This window comes from Stenotrophomonas aracearum (genome assembly GCF_031834615.1).
Taxonomy (GTDB): Bacteria; Pseudomonadota; Gammaproteobacteria; order Xanthomonadales; family Xanthomonadaceae; genus Stenotrophomonas; species Stenotrophomonas aracearum.
On record NZ_CP115543.1, the window covers coordinates 1,154,189 to 1,173,172 of the forward strand.

General features: G+C 65.6%; 18 protein-coding genes and 1 pseudogene. 11 read left to right on the forward strand and 8 right to left on the reverse strand.

All coding sequences use genetic code 11. The features are described 5' to 3' along the window. Position 1 precedes the first annotated feature (1 nt). Together PDM28_RS05450 and PDM28_RS05455 are read left to right on the forward strand one after the other, a co-directional pair. Positions 2 to 475: pseudogene (locus tag PDM28_RS05450) on the forward strand ((R)-mandelonitrile lyase); the annotation flags it as partial. Between the two features lie 45 nt (positions 476 to 520). Next, a complete protein-coding gene (locus PDM28_RS05455) occupies positions 521 to 1,159 on the forward strand; it encodes a carboxymuconolactone decarboxylase family protein (RefSeq protein ID WP_311184645.1) in 639 nt (212 codons plus the stop codon). 2 nt (positions 1,160 to 1,161) lie between these two features. Here PDM28_RS05455 and PDM28_RS05460 read toward each other — a convergent pair whose 3' ends face one another. Further along, a complete protein-coding gene (locus tag PDM28_RS05460; RefSeq protein WP_311184073.1) occupies positions 1,162 to 2,055 on the reverse strand; it encodes a LysR family transcriptional regulator in 894 nt (297 codons plus the stop codon). Between the two features lie 103 nt (positions 2,056 to 2,158). Here PDM28_RS05460 and PDM28_RS05465 point away from each other — a divergent pair, with 103 nt between their 5' ends. The 8 genes from PDM28_RS05465 to PDM28_RS05500 all read left to right on the forward strand — a co-directional run bounded on the left by PDM28_RS05465 (position 2,159) and on the right by PDM28_RS05500 (position 10,142). Next, entirely contained in the window at positions 2,159 to 3,142 is a 984-nt protein-coding gene (locus PDM28_RS05465) for an aldo/keto reductase (RefSeq protein WP_311184074.1), read from the forward strand. A 12-nt stretch (positions 3,143 to 3,154) separates the two neighbouring features. After that, on the forward strand, positions 3,155 to 3,739 hold the full coding sequence (locus PDM28_RS05470) for a flavodoxin (protein ID WP_311184075.1): 585 nt from the start codon (positions 3,155 to 3,157) through the stop codon (positions 3,737 to 3,739). Between the two features lie 15 nt (positions 3,740 to 3,754). Beyond that, positions 3,755 to 4,747, forward strand: a complete 993-nt coding sequence (locus PDM28_RS05475) for an aldo/keto reductase (RefSeq protein WP_311184077.1) — start codon at positions 3,755 to 3,757, stop codon at positions 4,745 to 4,747. A 52-nt stretch (positions 4,748 to 4,799) separates the two neighbouring features. Further along, positions 4,800 to 5,999 carry an aldo/keto reductase gene (locus PDM28_RS05480; RefSeq protein WP_311184079.1) on the forward strand — a complete coding sequence of 400 codons (1,200 nt, stop codon included), beginning with the start codon at positions 4,800 to 4,802 and terminating at the stop codon, positions 5,997 to 5,999. A gap of 197 nt (positions 6,000 to 6,196) precedes the next feature. Further along, on the forward strand, positions 6,197 to 7,093 hold the full coding sequence (locus PDM28_RS05485; RefSeq protein ID WP_311184080.1) for a hydroxypyruvate isomerase family protein: 897 nt from the start codon (positions 6,197 to 6,199) through the stop codon (positions 7,091 to 7,093). Positions 7,094 to 7,123: 30 nt separating this feature from the next. Then, a complete protein-coding gene (locus PDM28_RS05490) occupies positions 7,124 to 8,809 on the forward strand; it encodes a GMC oxidoreductase (RefSeq protein ID WP_311184082.1) in 1,686 nt (561 codons plus the stop codon). Continuing rightward, complete coding sequence (locus PDM28_RS05495; protein ID WP_311184083.1) at positions 8,809 to 9,381, forward strand: gluconate 2-dehydrogenase subunit 3 family protein; 573 nt, start codon at positions 8,809 to 8,811, stop codon at positions 9,379 to 9,381. The genes PDM28_RS05490 and PDM28_RS05495 overlap by 1 nt, the downstream gene beginning before the upstream one ends. Positions 9,382 to 9,398: 17 nt before the next feature. Next, entirely contained in the window at positions 9,399 to 10,142 is a 744-nt protein-coding gene (locus PDM28_RS05500; RefSeq protein ID WP_311184084.1) for a 3-keto-disaccharide hydrolase, read from the forward strand. Positions 10,143 to 10,169: 27 nt separating this feature from the next. On the opposite strand, the gene PDM28_RS05505 is transcribed toward PDM28_RS05500, so the two are convergent. Genes PDM28_RS05505 through PDM28_RS05525 form a run of 5 tightly spaced genes read right to left on the reverse strand, consistent with a single transcriptional unit; the run spans position 10,170 to position 14,793 of the window. After that, positions 10,170 to 10,466, reverse strand: a complete 297-nt coding sequence (locus tag PDM28_RS05505) for a c-type cytochrome (protein ID WP_311184085.1) — start codon at positions 10,464 to 10,466, stop codon at positions 10,170 to 10,172. Between the two features lie 18 nt (positions 10,467 to 10,484). Further along, on the reverse strand, positions 10,485 to 11,339 hold the full coding sequence (locus PDM28_RS05510) for a sugar phosphate isomerase/epimerase family protein (RefSeq protein ID WP_311184086.1): 855 nt from the start codon (positions 11,337 to 11,339) through the stop codon (positions 10,485 to 10,487). 19 nt (positions 11,340 to 11,358) lie between these two features. Next, entirely contained in the window at positions 11,359 to 12,483 is a 1,125-nt protein-coding gene (locus PDM28_RS05515) for a Gfo/Idh/MocA family protein (RefSeq protein WP_311184087.1), read from the reverse strand. A 12-nt stretch (positions 12,484 to 12,495) separates the two neighbouring features. Beyond that, positions 12,496 to 13,713, reverse strand: a complete 1,218-nt coding sequence (locus tag PDM28_RS05520; RefSeq protein WP_311184088.1) for a nucleoside permease — start codon at positions 13,711 to 13,713, stop codon at positions 12,496 to 12,498. Positions 13,714 to 13,740: 27 nt separating this feature from the next. Beyond that, positions 13,741 to 14,793: a sugar phosphate isomerase/epimerase family protein gene (locus PDM28_RS05525; RefSeq protein WP_311184090.1), complete on the reverse strand. Its 1,053-nt coding sequence runs from the start codon at positions 14,791 to 14,793 to the stop codon at positions 13,741 to 13,743. Positions 14,794 to 14,888: 95 nt separating this feature from the next. Here PDM28_RS05525 and PDM28_RS05530 point away from each other — a divergent pair, with 95 nt between their 5' ends. Then, positions 14,889 to 15,890 (forward strand): LacI family DNA-binding transcriptional regulator, encoded by a 1,002-nt coding sequence (locus PDM28_RS05530; RefSeq protein ID WP_311184092.1) that lies wholly within the window; start codon positions 14,889 to 14,891, stop codon positions 15,888 to 15,890. A 2-nt stretch (positions 15,891 to 15,892) separates the two neighbouring features. Here the strand turns inward: PDM28_RS05530 and PDM28_RS05535 are convergent, their stop codons facing one another. Both PDM28_RS05535 and PDM28_RS05540 read right to left on the reverse strand, forming a co-directional pair. Beyond that, positions 15,893 to 17,275 carry an aldehyde dehydrogenase family protein gene (locus PDM28_RS05535; protein WP_311184093.1) on the reverse strand — a complete coding sequence of 461 codons (1,383 nt, stop codon included), beginning with the start codon at positions 17,273 to 17,275 and terminating at the stop codon, positions 15,893 to 15,895. A gap of 26 nt (positions 17,276 to 17,301) precedes the next feature. Continuing rightward, positions 17,302 to 18,957, reverse strand: coding sequence for an acetolactate synthase large subunit (locus PDM28_RS05540; RefSeq protein WP_311184646.1), 1,656 nt, complete (start codon positions 18,955 to 18,957; stop codon positions 17,302 to 17,304). Positions 18,958 to 18,984: the final 27 nt, after the last annotated feature.

The window sequence follows — 18,984 nt, forward strand, 5'->3', positions numbered from 1 at the left end:
CATGAAATTTCCTTTTCTGGCTTGGATCAGTACCTCCGTCCTGGCCTTTGCCGGCGACGCAGCGGCCAGCCCCGACGAACACGCAAGGCAACGGGTGACGCCTGCAGGAACGCAGGCGGCCGTGTATGGCGCACCGGAAAACTTCACCGGGCGCGTTCGCGTGGATCCCTTGTTCGGGGCGGAGCCGGCGATTTCCGCATCCGGGGCCTACGTGACGTTCGAGCCCGGAGCGCGTTCGGCGTGGCACACCCACCCGGCCGGGCAGCGGCTGGTCGTAACCGCGGGAACGGGCTTGACGCAGGAATGGGGCAAGCCCATCAAGGTCATCCGCGAGGGTGACGTGGTCGTGTGCCCGCCGGGCGTGAAACATTGGCATGGCGCCGGTCCTGGCACTGCCATGACTCATCTTGCCGTTACCGGCGTCGTTGACGGCAAGAGCGTGCAGTGGCTGGAGAAGGTGAGCCAGGAAGAGTATGAGCGTCATGCGCCTGCCACGGCGCCGTCGGTTCAAGCGGATTCGGTGCTGTCACCAAAGCGCAGGTCCATTCCCGTGATCGGCGCCGCTGCCGCGAGCGGCGACCCGGTTCGACTGCGCCATGCCATGAATCAAGGCCTGAATGCCGGCCTTTCAGTAAGCGAGGCCAAGGAGGTCCTGGTCCAGCTGTATGCCTATGCCGGTTTCCCGCGCAGCTTGAATGCCCTGGGTGAGCTGATGAACGTGGTGGACGCGCGCAGGCAACAAGGCGCGCATGACCTGGCGGGTCCGAATCCAACCGGCCCACTTGCCCAAGGCGCCGAACTTCAGCGGATCGGGCGTGAGAACCAGACACGCATATCCGGGCGGCCCGTCGATGGACCGGTCTTCCAGTTCGCACCCGTGATCAATGACTACCTGCAGGCGTACCTGTTCGGCGCGATCTTCGAGCGCGACACGCTTAGCTGGCAGGACCGCGAACTGGCGACCGTGGGAATCCTTTCCACGATGCCGGACGTTACGGCCCAGCTGCGCTCGCACATCGCCGCGAGTCTTCGCGTGGGCCTGGAGGTCGAGCAGCTGCGTCGGTTGGCAGGGTCGCTCGACGACGCCGGCATGTCCGAAGCAGGCCAGCGGGTGGATGCCGCGATCGATTGGCATCTTGCCCAGAACGCTTCCGGATGACCTCACGGGTCGTGGCGCAAGGCGTCTCGAACCAACGTGAACGCCGGTGACGTCTGCCGCCGGCTGGGGTAGTACAGGTGATAACCGGGGAAGGGCGGGCACCAGTCCGCCAGCACCCGGACCAGTCGTCCGCTCGCGATGTGCTCCAGCACCAGGTCCTCCGGCATGTAGGCCAGGCCCAGTCCATTCAACGCAGCATCCAGTCGCATGGCGATGTTGTTGAACACCAGCTGGCCTTCGACCCGGACCTTCAGTTCTTCGCCTTTCTTCTCGAATTCCCACGCATAGATGCCACCGTAGGTCGGAAGCCGGATGGTGATGCAGTTGTGCTGCATCAGGTCGCGCGGTGTCTTCGGGCGCGGTCGACCCTTGAAGTAGGGGGGTGATCCCACCACGGCCATGCGCAGGTCCGGCCCGACCCGCACCGCGATCATGTCCTTGGCCAGCTGCTCGCCCAGGCGGACGCCGGCGTCATACCCTTCGGCCACGATGTCGGTCAGTCCGTAGTCGACGATGATCTCGATATGCAGGTCCGGGTTGTCGGGCAGCAGACGGGCCAGTGCGGGACGCAGCACGGTCACCGCCGCGTGCTCGCCGGCGGTAATGCGGACCTTGCCCGCGGGCTTGTCCCGATAGGCGCTGAGCAGGGCCAGCTCCGTATTTATCTCCTCGAAGCGCGGCGCCACGACGCGCAGCAGGCGTTCCCCGGCTTCGGTGGGCGAAACGCTGCGCGTGGTGCGCGCCAGCAGGCGCACGCCCAGGCGCTCTTCCAGTTGCCGGATGACGCGGCTCAACGCGGGCTGCGACATACCGAGCTTGGCGGCAGCGCGGGTAAAGCTGCGCTCCCGGGCCACGAGGGCGAACAGTGCCAGCTGGTCATAGTTCTCGGTGATCATTCATGCGTTCACGGTATGAACCATATTCGATTATGCCATCTAGTGGCGGCGTCCGAGGAGGCCTACATTGGTTTCCAACAGCCGAACAGATGGCGAGGGCAACATGAAAAAGCGTGTACTTGGACAAGCCGGACTTGAAGTTTCGGCGCTTGGCTTCGGCTGCATGGGCTTGAGCCACGGCTATGGCCCGGCGGTCGACAAGCGCCACGGCGTTGAGCTCATCCGCGCCGCGTTCGAGCGCGGGGTCACCTTCTTCGACACCGCCGAAGCCTATGCGCGGGGCGACAACGAAATCCTGCTGGGTGAAGCAGTAGCGCCGTTCCGGAACCAGGTGGTCATCGCGACCAAGTTTGGATTCAAGAACGGCGATCCCACGCAGGGACCGGACAGCCGGCCCCAGCGGATCCGCGAAGTGGCGGACGCAGCGCTGAAGCGATTGGGTACCGACGTCATCGATCTGTTCTACCAGCATCGGGTAGACCCTGCCGTCCCCATGGAAGACGTAGCAGGGACGGTGAAAGAGCTCATCGCCGAAGGCAAGGTCCGTCACTTCGGTCTTTCCGAAGCCGGCGTTGCGTCCATTCGCCGTGCGCATGCGGTGCAGCCGGTGACGGCACTCCAGAGCGAGTATTCGTTGTGGTGGCGGGAACCGGAGCAGGACGTGCTGCCGTTGCTGGAAGAACTGGGCATTGGCTTCGTGCCGTTCAGTCCCTTGGGCAAAGGATTCCTCACCGGCGCCATCGGTGCCGGGACCACGTTCGGCAGCGATGACTTCCGCAGTTCGGTGCCGCGCTTTTCTTCTGAAGCGTTGGGCGCGAATCAGGCGCTGCTGGAGCTGCTGGCCGAGCTGGCCACGCAGAAGGGCGTCACGCCCGCGCAGATGGCGTTGGCGTGGCTGCTGGCGCAGCGGCCGTGGATCGTGCCCATTCCCGGCACCACCAAGCTGCACCGGCTGGAAGAGAACCTCGCCGCTGACAACGTGACCTTGACGACAGGGGATCTGGAGCGCATCGCAACCGCGCTGGGCCAGGTCACCATCAGCGGCGCGCGCTATTCGCCCGCCGCGCAACAGCTGATCGATCGCTAGAGGAGTCTGTTCATGGCGGTTCCCCAAGACCCTTCACGCAGGGCAGTCGTCGCCGCGCTGGCAAGCCTGCCCTTGGGTGGCGCAGTGCCTGCCGGTGGCGAAGCGCCGGAGAACCGGATGAACGGCTCGGCGACATTGGTGGCGTACTTCTCGCGGTCGGGTAACACCCGTGTCGTAGCGGGGCTGATCCAACGTGCCTTCGGTGCAGATCTGTTCGAGATCCAGCCGGCCGTGCCGTACCCGGACGAGTACCTGGCCACGGTAGAGCAGGCACGCCAGGAACGGGACCGCGGCATCGAGCCCGCCCTTGAAGCCACGATCGCCACGATCCGCAGCTACGAGACGGTCTACCTGGGGTTCCCCATCTGGGGAGAAACCGCGCCACCGGTGATCCGATCATTTCTTTCCCGCCACGATCTTTCTGGCAAGACCCTTATTCCCTTCGTCACCCATGGGGGCTATGGCCTGGGCAGCAGCAGGGCAGTGGTCGCCCGCATGGCGCCCGAAGCGAACCTGCAGAAGGAGTTCCTGATGCAGGCCGACCAGGAGCGCCAGACGATGGAGCGTGTAAACCAGTGGCTGCAACGCAGTCGATGATGCGAGGACACTGGTATGAAAATGCGCAAGCTGGGACAGGGACTGGAGGTCTCTGCATTGGGCCTGGGCTGCATGGGCATGAGTGCCAACTACGGGCCGGCGGCCGACCCGGTGGAGATGATCGGGCTGATCCGTGCGGCGGTTGAGCGCGGCGTAACCCTGTTCGATACGGCCGAGGTCTACGGCCCCTTCGCGAATGAAGAGCTGGTCGGCCGGGCCCTTGAGCCCGTCCGCGACCAGGTGGTGATCGCCACCAAGTTCGGCTTCGATCTCGACCCTGCTACAAAACAGCGCAGTGGGGGCACCAACAGCCGACCGGAACACATCAAGGCGGTAGCGGAGGCAAGTCTCAAACGCTTGCGCACTGATCGTATCGACCTGTTCTATCAACATCGCGTTGATCCCAACGTGCCCATCGAGGACGTCGCCGGTGCGGTCAGGGATCTCATTGCCGAAGGCAAGGTCAAACACTTCGGCCTGTCTGAAGCGGGTGTCGACACCATTCGCCGCGCGCATGCGGTGCAGCCGGTCACCGCGGTGCAGAGCGAGTATTCGATGTTCTGGCGCGGCCCGGAGCATGAGCTGCTGGGTGTGCTGGAGGAACTCCAGATTGGCTTTGTTCCGTTCAGCCCACTGGGTGCTGGATTCCTTACCGGCAAGATCGACGAACACACTACGTTCGATCCCAGTGACTTCCGGAACATGGTGCCGCGTTTCTCGCCGGAGGCCCGCAAGGCGAACCTTGCACTGGTCGATGTGGTGTCCGCCGTCGCAACCGCCAAGGGCGCTACGCCAGCGCAGGTGGCACTGGCGTGGTTGCTCGCACAGCGGCCGTGGATCGTGCCGATTCCGGGGACCACCAAGTTGCATCGCCTCGAAGAAAACCTGGGCGCGGTGGAGGTTTCGCTGAGCGACGCCGAGCTTGCCACCATCAACGCCGGACTATCGGCGCTGGACGTTGTAGGCGAGCGCCTGCCCGAGGGCGCTCTGAAAATGACGGGCCTCTGACCCGACGGCTTGGTTGCTGCAGCCCATTCCCGATCAACATGGAGAGAGTGCGATGAATCGTCCGTCCGATATACCCGATACCCAGCGTCGCCAGATGCTGTTGGGCGCGGCAGTGGCGGGCCTTGCGCCGCTGCTGTTGTCTGCATGCGGCAACGCCGCAGGCGACAGACAGGCAGGCAGCCAGGGAACCGCCCCGGCCAGCACGGCCAGCACCGCCCCTGTTGCCCGGCGCCGCCTGGGGCCCATCGAAGTCTTCCCCATCGGCCTGGGTGTCCAGTGGAACCCGGGGAAGGGCACCGATGTGGCGAATGACCTGTATTCCAGCAGCACCGACCGGGCTGCCGGCATCGCGCTGATCCGCCGCGCGGTCGACCTCGGCGTGACGTTGTTCGATACCGCCGAGGTCTATGGTCCGTTCTTCTCGGAAGCGCTGCTCGGCGAGGCCCTTCAGGGCGTCCGGGACAAGGTCGTGGTGGCGACCAAATTCGGTTTCGACGTCGATCCGGACACCGGCGAGCGTCGCGGCAGTACCAACAGCCGGCCCGAACATATCCGCAAGGTCGTCGAAGCGCAGTTGCGACGGCTGCGGACGGACCGTATCGATCTCCTGTACCAGCACCGCGTCGACCCGAACGTGCCCATCGAAGACGTCGCGGGGACGATGAAGGACCTGGCTGCGGAGGGCAAGGTGCTGCACTACGGCTTGTCCGAGCCCGGTTTGCAGACGATCCGCCGCGCGCATGCGGTTCATCCTGTTGCGGCCATCCAGAACGAGTTCTCGATGTTGTGGCGCGGACCTGAAACCAGCGTGCTGCCCCTGTGCGAAGAGCTGGGCATCGGCTTCGTGCCGTGGAGCCCGCTCGGTATGGGGTTCCTTGCCGGCATGGTCAATGCCCGCACGCACTTCGGAGAAGGCGACTTCCGTGCAGCGGTTCCGCGCTTTGCGTCAGAGGCGCTGGCCCAAAACATCGTGCTGGCCCGACTGGTCCAGGAATGGGCGCTGCGCAAGAGCGTGACACCGGCGCAGCTGGCGCTGGCCTGGCTGTGTACCGTCAAGCCATGGATCGTGCCGATTCCTGGAACCACCAACATCGTGCATCTCCAGCAGAACGTCGCAGCGGCGTCCGTTTCGTTTACCGATGCCGAACTTGCAGAGCTGAACGCCGCATTGCAGGCGATCCACATCGAAGGGGAGCGCCTGCCGCCGCCTGTGTTGAACGCGACGGGTGTTGAGGCCCCCGCCAAACGTTGACGGGACCTCAGGACCGCCTACAAGCAGAGCGAGCCTTTCCAAAAAGCCCCGTTCACGGGGCTTTTTGTTGTGCCTTGCAGCATGCATTTTTTTCGTGCACTGCGACTTGCAATGAATCGATTCGCTACTTTATGGTGCAATCGATTGCATTGCCCCGAATTGTTGCGTTTGATACCGGTTGGGAGGCCGGAGTGCGAATGTCCGACCGTTCGATTGGATCGATCCAAGTTTCGCGGCTCTCGCGACGGGATGCGTTGCGCATCGCCGTCGCCGGAAGCTTGGGTCTTGGCGCTTCTGGCGTGCTGCCGGCGCTGGCCGCCGCCGCGCCGCTCAAGGGCAACATCAAGCATTCGGTCGCCCGTTGGACATTCCCGCAACAGTCGGTCGCCCAACTCTGCCAGACGGTAAAAGGCATCGGCTTCGCCGCCATCGATCTGGTCGGCCCGGAAGACTGGCCCACGTTGAAGGCGCATGGGGTGTACAGCTCCATGTGCAATGGCGCGGAACTGGGGCTGACCAAGGGCTTCGCAGGCGCCCAGTTCCACGAGGAACTGGTAGCGCGTTACACACGGCACATCGACCTCGTCGCCGATGCCGGCTATCGCAACCTCATCTGTTTCTCCGGCAACCGCAACGGCATGGACCCGCAGGAAGGCCTGGCGCATGCCGAGGCCGGGCTCAAGCGCATCCTTGGCCATGCCGAGAAGCGCGGCGTGGTGCTGGTGATGGAGCTGCTGAACTCCCGGGTCGATCATCCCGATTATCTGTGCGACCACTCCGCATGGGGCGTGGAACTGTGCCAGCGGCTTGGTTCGGACAACTTCGGCCTGCTCTACGACATCTACCACATGCAGATCATGGAGGGCGACATCATCGCCACCATCGGTCGGGATCATGCGCATTTCAAGCATTACCACACCGCGGGCGTACCTGGCCGACACGAGATCGGGGACCAGCAGGAACTCAATTATCCCGCCATCTGTCGCGCGATCCGCGACACCGGTTTCGATGGGTATCTGGCGCAGGAATTCAGCCCTGTGTCCGCCGATCCCGTCGGTTCGCTGCGCGAGGCGATCCGCCTCTGCGACGTCTGAAACGATATCCACCAAGGTGAAGTAGAACCCATGGCAGACAATCATTACGACGCCATCGTTGTTGGCTCGGGAATCAGTGGCGGTTGGGCGGCAAAGGAACTGACCGAGAAAGGCCTCAAGGTGCTGATGCTCGAACGCGGGCGCAACATCGAGCACGTCAAGGACTACGTCAATGCGATGAAGGAACCGTGGGATTTCCCGCATCGCAACCGGCCGACCCAGGCGATGAAGGTGGATTTCCCGGTGCTGATGCGCGATTACGGCCTGGCCGAGAACCTTGAGGGCATGTGGGCGGACGAAAAAGAATCGCCCTATGTCGAGACCAAACGCTTCGACTGGTTCCGTGGCTATCACGTGGGCGGGCGCTCGCTGATGTGGGGGCGGCAGAGCTATCGCCTGTCCGACCTGGATTTCCAGGCCAACCTCAAGGAGGGCATCGCCACCGACTGGCCGATCCGTTACGCCGACATCGCGCCGTGGTATGACCACGTGGAGAAGTTCGCCGGCATCGCCGGCACGCGCGAAGGGCTGGACGTGCTGCCGGACGGGGAGTTCCTGCCGCCGATTCCGCTCAACATCGTCGAGAAGGACGTCGCGGCGCGGATCAAGCAGGCATTTGGCGGCACCCGCCACATGATCCACTCGCGCACCGCGAACATCACCCAGCCCAAGCCGGAGCAGGGCCGCGTCAACTGCCAGTATCGCAACAAGTGCATCCTCGGCTGTCCGTTCGGCGCCTACTTCTCCACCCAGTCGGCGACGCTGCCGGCGGCGATGAAGACCGGCAACCTGACCCTGCGGCCGTTCTCGATCGTCAAGGAAGTGCTGTACGACAAGGACCGCAAGCGCGCACGGGGCGTGGAGGTCATCGATGCCGAGACCGGCCAGACCTATGAGTACACGGCGAAGGTGATCTTCCTCAACGCCTCCTCGTTCAACTCGACCTGGCTGCTGATGAACTCGGCCACCGACGTCTGGGAAGGCGGGCTGGGATCGTCGTCCGGCGAGCTCGGGCACAACGTAATGGACCATCACTTCGGCGCAGGCGCTTCTGGTCGCGTAGAGGGTTACGACGACAAGTATTACTTCGGGCGTCGTCCCTGCGGTTTCTACATTCCGCGCTTCCGCAACGTGGCGGCCGACAAGCGCGGCTACACGCGTGGCTTCGGATACCAGGGCGGTGCCAGCCGCAACGGCTGGTCGCGCGAGATCGCCGAGCTGAACATCGGTGCCGACCTCAAGGAAGCGCTGACCCTGCCGGGCGACTGGCGGATCGGCATGACCGGGTTCGGCGAGATGCTGCCGCACCACGACAACACAATTCGCCTTGATCCGGAACGCAAGGACAAGTGGGGGTTGCCGGTGCTGGCCATGGACGTCGCCCTGCGCGCGAACGAAAAGGCCATGCGCAAGGACATGGCCGCCGATGCCGCCGAGATGCTGGAGGCTGCCGGGGTGAAGGACGTGGAGATGCACGACAACGATTACGCCCCGGGCAAGGGCATCCACGAGATGGGCACCGCCCGCATGGGCCGTGACCGCAAAAGCTCGGTTCTGAACCAGCACAACCAGGTCTGGGACGCGCCGAATGTCTACGTGACCGATGGCGCCTGCATGACCTCCAGTGCCTGCGTGAATCCGTCGCTGACCTACATGGCGCTGACCGCGCGGGCAGCGGACCATGCGGTGCGCGAACTGAAAGCGGGGAACCTGTAATGGACCGTCGCGACCTCCTGAAGATGATCGTCGCCGCCACTGGCGCGGCGATGGTGGGCCTGCCTGCGCTGGCCGGTGGGAAATCGCCGGGCGCGGGGAGCGCCTCGTTCTCTGCCACCGACATCGCCACGCTGGATGAGATTGCCGAGACCATCCTGCCGCGCACGAAGACGCCGGGTGCCAAGGAAGCGGGGACCGGCGCATTCATGGCGACCTTCGTTGCCGACTGCTACACGGACCGCCAGCAGGCTGCGTTCCATGCAGGCCTGGCGGACATCGACAAACGCGCCGGCGGCCGCTTCGTCTCGCTCGCGCCGGACGCCCGCGCCGCGCTGCTGCGCGAGTTGGATGCAGAGGCGAAGAAGCGCAATGTCGACGTCAGCTCAACCGGTGAGGTGGACGCGTCCGAGGCGACGCCGCATTACTTCACGATGATCAAGCAACTGACCATCTTCGGTTTCTTCACCTCGAAGGTGGGCGCGACCGAAGTGCTGCAGTACGTTGCGGTACCGGGTCGCTATGACGGCGACCTGGCCTATGCCCCCGGAACCCCCGCCTGGGCGACCGGCTGATGGAGTGCAAAGACACGATGACCCGACCCCTGTTGATGGCGGCCTGCCTGCTGGCCGCTGCCCCCGCGTTCGCGCAGTCCAGCGGCGACCCCGCACGCGATCCGACCAGGACCGAAGTGTGGACGCACGTGCCTGCGGTCGTGGCCACGCCGGTGGGCGGTGCGCCCTCCGATGCGATCGTGCTGTTCGACGGCAAGGACACCTCCGCATGGGAGTCGGAGCAGGGTGGCCGCGTGCCATGGACCGTTGCCGACGGCGCGATGACGGTGGTGCCGGGCAGCAAGGGCATCCGGACCACGCAGAAGTTCTGCGACATCCAGCTGCACGTGGAGTGGCGCACGCCCACGCAGACCCAGGGCTTCGACGGCCAGCACCGGGGCAACAGCGGCATCTTCCTGCAGGAAGTGTATGAGCTGCAGGTGCTCGACAGTTACAACAACCCGACCTATCCCAACGGGCAGGCGGCATCGCTGTACAAGCAGGCCATTCCGCTGGTGAACGCTTCGCGTGCGCCGGGGCAGTGGCAGGCCTACGACATCATCTGGAAGGCGCCGCGCTTCTCGGCCGGAGGCGGACTTACCTCGCCCGCGCGCATCACCGTGCTGCACAACGGCGTGCTGGTGCAGGATGACACCGTGCTGTCGGGCAAGACCGAATACATCGGCGCCCCTTCCTACCCGGTTCATGGGTGCGCACCCATCTACCTGCAGGAGCACGATTCAAAAGTCAGCTACCGCAACATCTGGGTGCGCGCGCTGTAACGCTCGCGCACCCCCGGCGCCGGCTTCCTATTTGACGAGGAAGCTGGCGATGTCGTTGATCTCCTGCGGCGACAGCTGGGCAAACGGCGGCATCAGGCCGCCGCCCTTGGTGATCTTCTCCTTGATCTGTGCAGGCTGCAGGCGCTTGCCGATGTCGGTGAGCGCGGGGAACGTAGGCGGAACGCCTGCGCGCTCCGCCCCGTGACACGCGACGCAGTGGGTGGCGTAAAGCTTCGCACCGGCCGCAGGATTGTCTTCGCACCACGCGGCACTGGCCAGCGTCGACCCACAGATCAGTACAGCCACGGTCAGAATCGTTTTCAAGCAGAACTCCTTCGCGTACTAGCGCTGCGCACGCGCCGTCAGGTGGGCACGCAGATAATCGGCCCCGGCCTGGATGGCCTTGGCCGGATCGTGCGGTTGGTCGTGTTCGACGATGTACCACTGCACGCCGTCCGCCGCAGCTGCGGGCAGGATCGCGTTCCAGTCCAGCACGCCTTGGCCGACAGCGGCGAAGCCACCTTCGTCTTCGGCCTCGCCCTTCGGTGCGTTGTCCTTGGCATGGACGGCGAACAGGCGGCCCTTGAATTTGCCCAGCATCACCACCGGGTCATGCCCTGAACGCTGCACCCAGGCCAGGTCGAGCTCGGTCTGCAGGTCGGGGCCGGCGGCGGCGAACAGCAGTTCAAGGCCGGTCTTGCCGTTGAAGTCGACCAGCTCGAAGTCGTGGTTGTGGTAGGCCAGGCGCATGCCCTGTGCGCGCACCCGCTTGGAGATCTGGCCCAGTTCCGTGCCCAGGGCCGTCCAGCCTGCGGCATCGGTGGGGCGATCCTTCTGGTCCAGGTACGGCACCACCAGCACGGTGTTGCCGATCGCGCGGTTGAAGGCGATGGCAGCGTCCAGGTCATTGCGCAGGTCGGCCAGCTGAACGTGCGATGAGATCGCCTTGATCGCGTAGCGGTCCAGCAGCTGCTTGAGCTCCGCCGCGCTGACGTTCTGGGTGCCCACCGTTTCCACCGCGTGCACGCCCGCGTCGTGGACGATCTTCAACTGCTGGTCAAGTGAGCCTGCATTGCGCAGCGTGTACATCTGCACCGCGATGGGCGGTTGCGCACCGGCCGGGTCGCCTGCGAAGGCGGGCAGGGCGACCATCATCATCAGCGCGAACGTTGCAGTCCTACGTGCAGCAATCTTCATCCGGATGTCCTCAGGGAACTCAATCGATGGCGGTCCAGGCACGGGACCTGGCCGAGGCGATGACGCGGTCGACGATCAGCGCCGAGCGCGCGCCGTCTTCAAAGGTGGGCAGGCCCTCCGGGCGTTCGCCGTGGATGGCGGCATAGGTGTCGGCGACGAACGCCTCGAAGCAGTGGCCGTAGCCCTGTGCATGCCCGGGCGGCAACACCGAGAGTCGCCGCTGCTCGGCACTGCCGGCGCCCGGGCCGCGCACGAAGATCTCCTCGCGCTGGTCGGGTCGGCCGATCCACAGCCGCTCGGCGTCTTCCTGGTTGAAGGCCACGCTGGCGTTGGCCGCGTCGATCTCGAACCAGAGGCGATTGTGGCGGCCCGCCGAGACCTGGCTGACCGTCAACGAGGCCAGCGTTCCGGCGCCCGTCTTGAACAGTGCCGCCGCCACGTCCTCGCTGGAGACCGCCTGCATCGCGCCGCTGGCGGCGGGCGTGGTGAAGATCTGTCCACCGCCCGCGCCGCGCTCGCCGATCACGGTGGCAAACGCTGCGCTGACGTCGACGAAGCGCTCACCGCTCACCCATTCCACCAGGTCGCACCAGTGCGAGCCGATGTCGGCGAACACGCGCGAGGTGCCGCCCAGTGCCGGGTCCACGCGCCAGTTGTTGCTGGCCGGGTCCAGCAGCCAGTCCTGCAGGTAGCTGCCATGGATCAGGTGCAGCGGCCCCAGCTCGCCCTGCGCGACCCGTGCGCGCGCCTCGCGGACCACCGGGTGGTAGCGGTAGACGAACGGGACGGTGGCCACGCGCCCGCTGGAGGCGGCCAGCGCCGCCAGCACCTGGGCATCTTCCAGTGTCGTCGCCAGCGGCTTCTCGCAGATCACGTGCTTGCCGGCTTCCAGCGCCGCCTGCGCCATGGCGCGGTGCAGGTGGTTGGGGGTGCAGACGTGCACGACCTGCACCTGCGGGTCGGCGACCACCTCGTCGATATCGCGGTAGCCACGCGGCAGATTCCACGCACGCGCCACCTCGGTGGCGCGCTCCGGCGACGAAGCGGCGACCCCGCGGACCTCCGCGCCCGCGAGCAGGGCCGCGCGGTGGTGCACCGCGCCGATCATGCCGGTGCCGACGATGGCGATTCCAAGCTTGGGCATCGGGGGCGGTCCTCAGTTCGTGGCGGGCGAGGCCGCCACCGCCGGGCGGTCGCGGAACAGCGCCAGGAAGGCGATCAGCACCACCAGCGCAACGCCGGCGGGGAACAGCCAGATCTGCTGCCAGTCCGGACCGGCCGCCGTGGTGTAGTGCTCGACCACCGCGCCGGACAGGAACGTGCCGATCAGCATGCCCACGCCATAGGTGGCCAACGTGATGAAGCCCTGCGCGCTGCTGCGTGCGTCCGGGCCGGCATGCGCGTCGGTGTAGATCTGGCCGGTGACGAAGAAGAAGTCATAGCAGATGCCGTGCAGCACGATGCCGATCACCAGCAGCGAGAAGCCGCCACCCGCATCGCCGAACGCGAACATGACATAGCGCACCACCCACGCAGCCATGCCGACCGCCAGCATGGTCTTGACCCCCAGCCGCACGAACAGGAACGGCATGGCCAGCATCAGCAGCACTTCGGAGACCTGGCCCAGCGACTGCAGGCCGGCCGCGCCGCGCACGCCGAGGTCGTTGAGGTAGGGGTTGGTGAAGTTGTAGTAGAACGCCAGCGGGATGCAGATGGCGATGGAGGCGAGGAAGAACACCAGGTACGAGCGCGACTTCAGCAGCTTCAGCGAATCCAGTCCCAGGACCTTTCCGAGGCCGGCATCACGCTGCTGTGCCAGCGGCGGCGTATGCGGCAGGGTGAAGGCGTACAGGCCGAGTGCCAGCGACGCCATCGCCGCCATCTGGAAGGTCAGCTCCAGTCGATGCGCCTGTTCCCAGCCCAGCCAGCCGATCAGCACGCCGGCCACGATCCAGCCGATGCTGCCGGCCACGCGCACCGGGGGAAATTGCTTCTCAGGCGATTGCATGTGGCGCATCGCCACGCTGTTGGCCAGTGCCAGCGTGGGCATGAACAGCAGCATGTAGCCCATCACGCAGGCGAAGAACGTGTTGAAATCCGTTGCCGTGGAGGCCAGCCACATCAGCACTGCACCGGCCAGGTGCAGTACGCCCAGGATGCGCTGCGCGGCGAAGTAGCGGTCGGCCACCAGGCCGACCAGGAATGGCGCGACGATGGCGCCGATAGACTGGCTGAGGAAGGCGGTCGCGACCTGGCTGGCGCTGGCCTTGAGCGGACCCTGCACCAGGTACGTACCCAGGGTGACGAACCAGGCGCCCCAGATGAAGAACTGCAGAAACATCATCGCGCCCAAACGCGACATGGTGTGCTTCATGACGTGCCCTCCCGGGGCGGTAATGGCTCAGATTCCGAGCATGCGGCGCAGTGAGTGGGGATCGGTGCCGCCCTCGGCAAAATCGTCGAAGGCGCGTTCGGTGACGCGGATGACGTGGTCGCGCACGAAGGCGGCACCTTCACGCGCGCCGTCTTCCGGATGCTTCAGGCAGCACTCCCACTCCACCACCGCCCAGCCTGGGAAGTCGTACTGTGCGAATTTCGAGAAGATCGCCTTGAAGTCGATCTGGCCGTCGCCGAGCGAACGGAATCGCCCGGGCCGGTCGATCCAGTCCTGGTAGCCGCCATACACGCCGCTGCGCGCGCTCGGGCGGAACTCCGCGTCCTTGACGTGGAAGATGCCGATGCGCGGGTGGTAGCGGTCGATGAAGCCCAGGTAGTCGATCTGCTGCAGCAGCAGGTGGCTGGGGTCGTACAGCATCTTCGCGCGGGGATGGTGGTCGACCACCTCAAGGAAGCGCTCGAAGGTCGCACCGTCGTGCAGGTCCTCGCCCGGGTGGATCTCGAAGCACAGGTCCACGCCGCAGGCGTCGAACGCGTCGAGGATGGGGCGCCAGCGTCGGCCGAGTTCGGCGAAGGCTTCCTCCACCAGGCCCGGCGGGCGCTGTGGCCACGGATAGAGGTACGGCCAGGCCAGCGCGCCGGAGAAGGTGGCATGTGCTTTCAGCCCGAGGCGCTGGCTGGCCTTCGCGGCAAGCAGCAGCTGCTCCACCGCCCACGCCTGGCGGGCGGCGGGATCGCCGCGCTTGTCCGGTGGCGCAAAACCGTCAAACAGGCTGTCATAGGCCGGATGCACGGCGACCAGCTGCCCCTGCAGGTGGGTGGACAGCTCGGTGATCTGCAGGCCGTGTCCGGCCAGCATGCCGGCGAGGTCGTCGCAGTAGTCCTGGCTGCGCGCAGCTTCGGCCAGGTCGAACAGATGCGGCGCGCCGGTCGGCACCTGTACGCCAGAATAGCCCAGGCCGGCCGCCCAGCCGGCCAGCGTGTCCAGCCGATCAAACGGAGGTGTGTCGCTGATGAACTGCGCCAGGAACAGCGCCGGACCCTTGAGCGTCTTCAATGGGATTCGCCCGCGATGCAATCGATTGCATTACCCTAGCAGGGACTTCCGGAAATCCCGTTGTGCACTGCACAGCGGCAACCACACCTGACGCCATGGCCACCATCTACGACATTGCAAAACACGTGGGCGTCTCCGCCGGCACCGTATCGCGCGCGCTCTCGCGGCCCGACAAGGTGCTGCCGGCCACGCGCACGCGCATCGAACAGGCGGCCCTCGCACTCGGCTATGTGCCCAACACCGTGGCGCGTACGCTCAAGACCCAGCGCAGCGGCAAGCTGCTGGTAACCGTGCCGGACATCGCCAATCCGTTCTTCGCGCAGATCCTGCAGGGCGCCGAGGACGCGGCGCAGGCGGTGGGCTACGCCGTGCTGCTGGGCGACACCCAGCACCTTCCCGAGCGCGAGGAGCGTTACGCGCAGATGCTCCGCCGCAACGAGGCCGACGGCCTGATCGTGCTGGGCCATCGCCTGCCGCCGACCGCGCGCGAGATCGTGCAGCAGCAGGGCGTCGCTGCGCCGGTGGTCAATGGCTGCGAGTTCGACCCCGCACTGGGCATTCCCAGTGTGCACATCGACAACGCGGCTGCCGCGCGCGCGGTCATGGAGCACCTGTATGGGCTGGGGCACGAACGGATCGCGGTCGTGGGTGGGCCGCCGGACAACCCGCTGCATCAACAGCGGCTGGAAGGCGTTCGCAGCGCCGGCAAGGCACGTGGCCGCTTGCGCAGCCTGAGCGTGGTGCCGGGCGACTTCTCGGTCGAGTCCGGGCATGCCGCTGCGCATGCGCTGCTGGACGGCGCGCGCCCCACCGCGATCTTCTGCTTCAGCGACCAGATGGCGCTGGGCGCGCTGGCGGCGTGCCGGGAGCGGGGCGTGCGCGTGCCGGAAGATCTCTCGATTGTCGGCTTCGACGATCTGGCATCATCCAGCTATCTGTCGCCGCCGTTGACGACCATCCGGCAGCCGATGCGGGAGATTGGCGTGCGCGCGGTCAAGCTGCTGCTGGCCATCATCGAAGGGGTGGACGTGCCGCTGCAGCAGACGCTCGAATTCAGTTTGATGGTGCGGGGATCTACCGGGGTGTCGAAGGGCTGACGTCAGCTCCTGCGCATCAGGATCATCTTCTCCTGGGTCATGTCGCGCATGGTGTACGGAATGCCGCCGGTGCCGTAGCCGGATTCGCGGCGGCCTGCGAACGGCATCCAGTCGGTGCGGAACGCGGTGGGGTCGTTGATCATCACGGCCGAAGCATCCAGGCGGTTGGCGGCGCGCATCGCGATGTCGATGTCCTGCGCGAAGATGCTGGCCTGGAATGCAACGGGCAGGGCGTTGGCGCGCGCGATGGCATCGTCCAGGTCGGCGTAACGGTATACCGCTACCACCGGACCAAAGACTTCCAATGTGGAAATGCGTGCGTCGGCGGCGGGATCGAGAAGTACCGTGGGCTGGTACGTCGTCTCTGAAAGGCGTTCGCCGCCGGTCGCCAGCGTCGCGCCACCCTTGACCGCTTCATCTACCCACTCCGCAACCCGATCTACTTCGCGGGGCTGGATCAGCGGGCCCACTTCGGTGTCCTTCAACGTGGGATCGGCGGTGCGCAGCTTTTCCACGCGGGCGATCAGCCGCTCGGTGAAGTCATCGGCGATGGCGTTGTGCACGAAGATGCGCTGCGTGGACACGCAGACCTGCCCGGCATGGTAGTAGCCTCCCTTCACGACGGGCTCGATGATCTTGTCCAGGTCGGCGCTGCGGTCGACGATGGCCGGGGCCACGCCCCCGTGCTCCAGCGCAGAGCGTGCGCCATGGGCAAGCTTGGCATGCAACGACCAGCCGACCCGTGCCGAGCCGATGAAGCTGAAGAAGGCCACGCGCTTGTCCGTCGCCAGCGCTTCGGCCAGTTCGTTGCCGTCGGGCAGGAAGGTCTGGCACCACGGTTCGGGCAGGCCCGCCTCGTGCGCAAGTGCGACGAACTCCAGGCAGGACAGGGGCGTGGCACTGGCGGGTTTGATGATGACCGGGCAGCCCACCGCAATCGCCGGCGCCACCTGGTGCACGATCAGGTTAAGCGGATGATTGAATGCCGAGATGGCGGCGACAATGCCGATCGGCTCCCTGGTGGTGAACGCCCACCGGTTCTCCGCCGCGGCCGAGAGGCCCATGGGGATTTCGCGGCCTGCAAAGTTGCGAAGCTCGTCGGCGGCGTTGTGCACGCCGTCGATGGCGCGGGTGGTTTCCACGATGGCATCGGGCAGCGGCTTGCCGCCTTCGCGCGCGATCTGCAGGGCAAGGTGATCGCGCCTTGCGTCCATCAATGCGGCCAGGCGGCGAAGGATGGCGATGCGCTGATGGGGCGGCAACCAGCCGTCGCGGTCCTTGAAGACGCGGGCGGCGGCCTGAAGCTTGTGCTCCAGCGCTGCAGCATCGTCGGTAGCGACTTCTGCGATCTGCGCGCGGTCAAACGCCTGTACGACCTTCAACATGGTGGAGCTCCTCGAAACGGTTTGGCCTACCGGCATTCAACGTCGGGCGTGCGGTTGCGCAGCTCGTCGACCAGTACGCGGGTATTTTCGGAATAGTCGATGGGCACGTCGATCAGATGCACGCCGCCACCGGCGAAGGCGGCTTCAATGGTAGGCACAAGCTCGGCGACCGCGCTCACCCGTGAGCCCTTCGCACCATAGGCCTCGGCATAGCGCACGAAATCGGGATTGCCAAAACGCATGCCGAAATCCTCGAACCCATCGACCGCCTGCTTCCAGCGGATCATGCCGTAGGCGCTGTCATTGAGGATCACCACAACCAGGTTCAGTCCCAGTCGCACGGCGGTTTCCATTTCCTGCGAGTTCATCATGAAGCCGCCGTCCCCGCATACCGCCATGACACGGCGCTGCGGGTACAGCATCGACGCCATCATCGCAGAGGGCAGGCCGGCGCCCATGGTGGCCAGGGCGTTGTCCAGCAGCAGCGTATTGGCCACGTGGGTGCGGTAGTTGCGCGCGAACCAGATCTTGTACATGCCGTTGTCCAGGCACACGATGCCATCGTCGGGCATCACCTCACGCACGTCGTGCACCAGGCGCTGCGGGGTGACCGGAAAGCGGTCCTCCTCGGCGCGGTCGTTGAGACGGGTGAGAATCTTCTGGCGCAGCTCGGTCATCCCCTCGTCGGGCGACAGTTTGCCCTCCAACTGCGCGGCCAGCGCCTCCACTGCGCTGCCGACATCACCGATCACTTCGATGTCAGGGTGGTACACCTGTTCGACCGTCGCCGACTGGAAGCTGAGGTGGATGACCTTGGGGCCGCCGGCGTCCTTCATCAGGAATGGCGGCTTCTCGATCGTGTCGTGGCCGATCGCCAGGATCACGTCCGCGCGTGCAATGGCTTCGTGCACATAGTCGCCTTCGGAGAGCGCGGCAGTGCCCATGTACAGGTTCGAGCCACCGGTGACGGCACCCTTGCCCATCTGCGTATTGAAGAAGGGCAGGCGGGTGCGGCCCACGAAGCTGGACAGCGCGTCAGCCAGATGCGGTCGGCTGCAGGCAGCACCGATCATCACCAGTGGACGCTTTGCAGCCAGCAGCGCCGCGGCCGCCCGTTCGAGCGCGGCGGGGTGGGCGAGCGGGCGTTCCAGCGGATGCACCGGAACGACGGCGACGTCCTTTACCTCTTCGCCGGCGATGTCTTCCGGCAGCTCCAGATGGACCGGCCCGGGCCGGTCTTCCATGGCGACGCGGAACGCATCACGCACCATGCTGGGGAGCGCCTCCGCATTGACGATCTGCCGCGTCATCTTGGTCAACGGCTTCATCGAAGCAACGATGTCCACGATCTGGAAGCGTGCCTGCTTGGCGCTCATCACTGCCTTCTGGCCGGTGATGAGGATCATCGGCATAGCGCCGAGATGGGCATAGGCTGCACCGGTGGAGAAATTCAGAGCGCCCGGCCCCAGCGTGGCCAGGCAGACACCGGGACGCCCGGTAAGTCGCCCATGCGTGGCGGCCATGAACGCGGCAGCCTGCTCATGCCGGGTCAGCACCAGTTCGATCCGCGAGGTTCGCAGCGCTTCGAGGAAGTCGAGGTTTTCCTCGCCGGGGACGCCGAAAATCCGATCGACACCTTCATTCTCAAGCGCTTCAACCAACAGGGCAGCACCGTTGCGCATCGTTCGGTTCCTCATGGATGGAGTCGT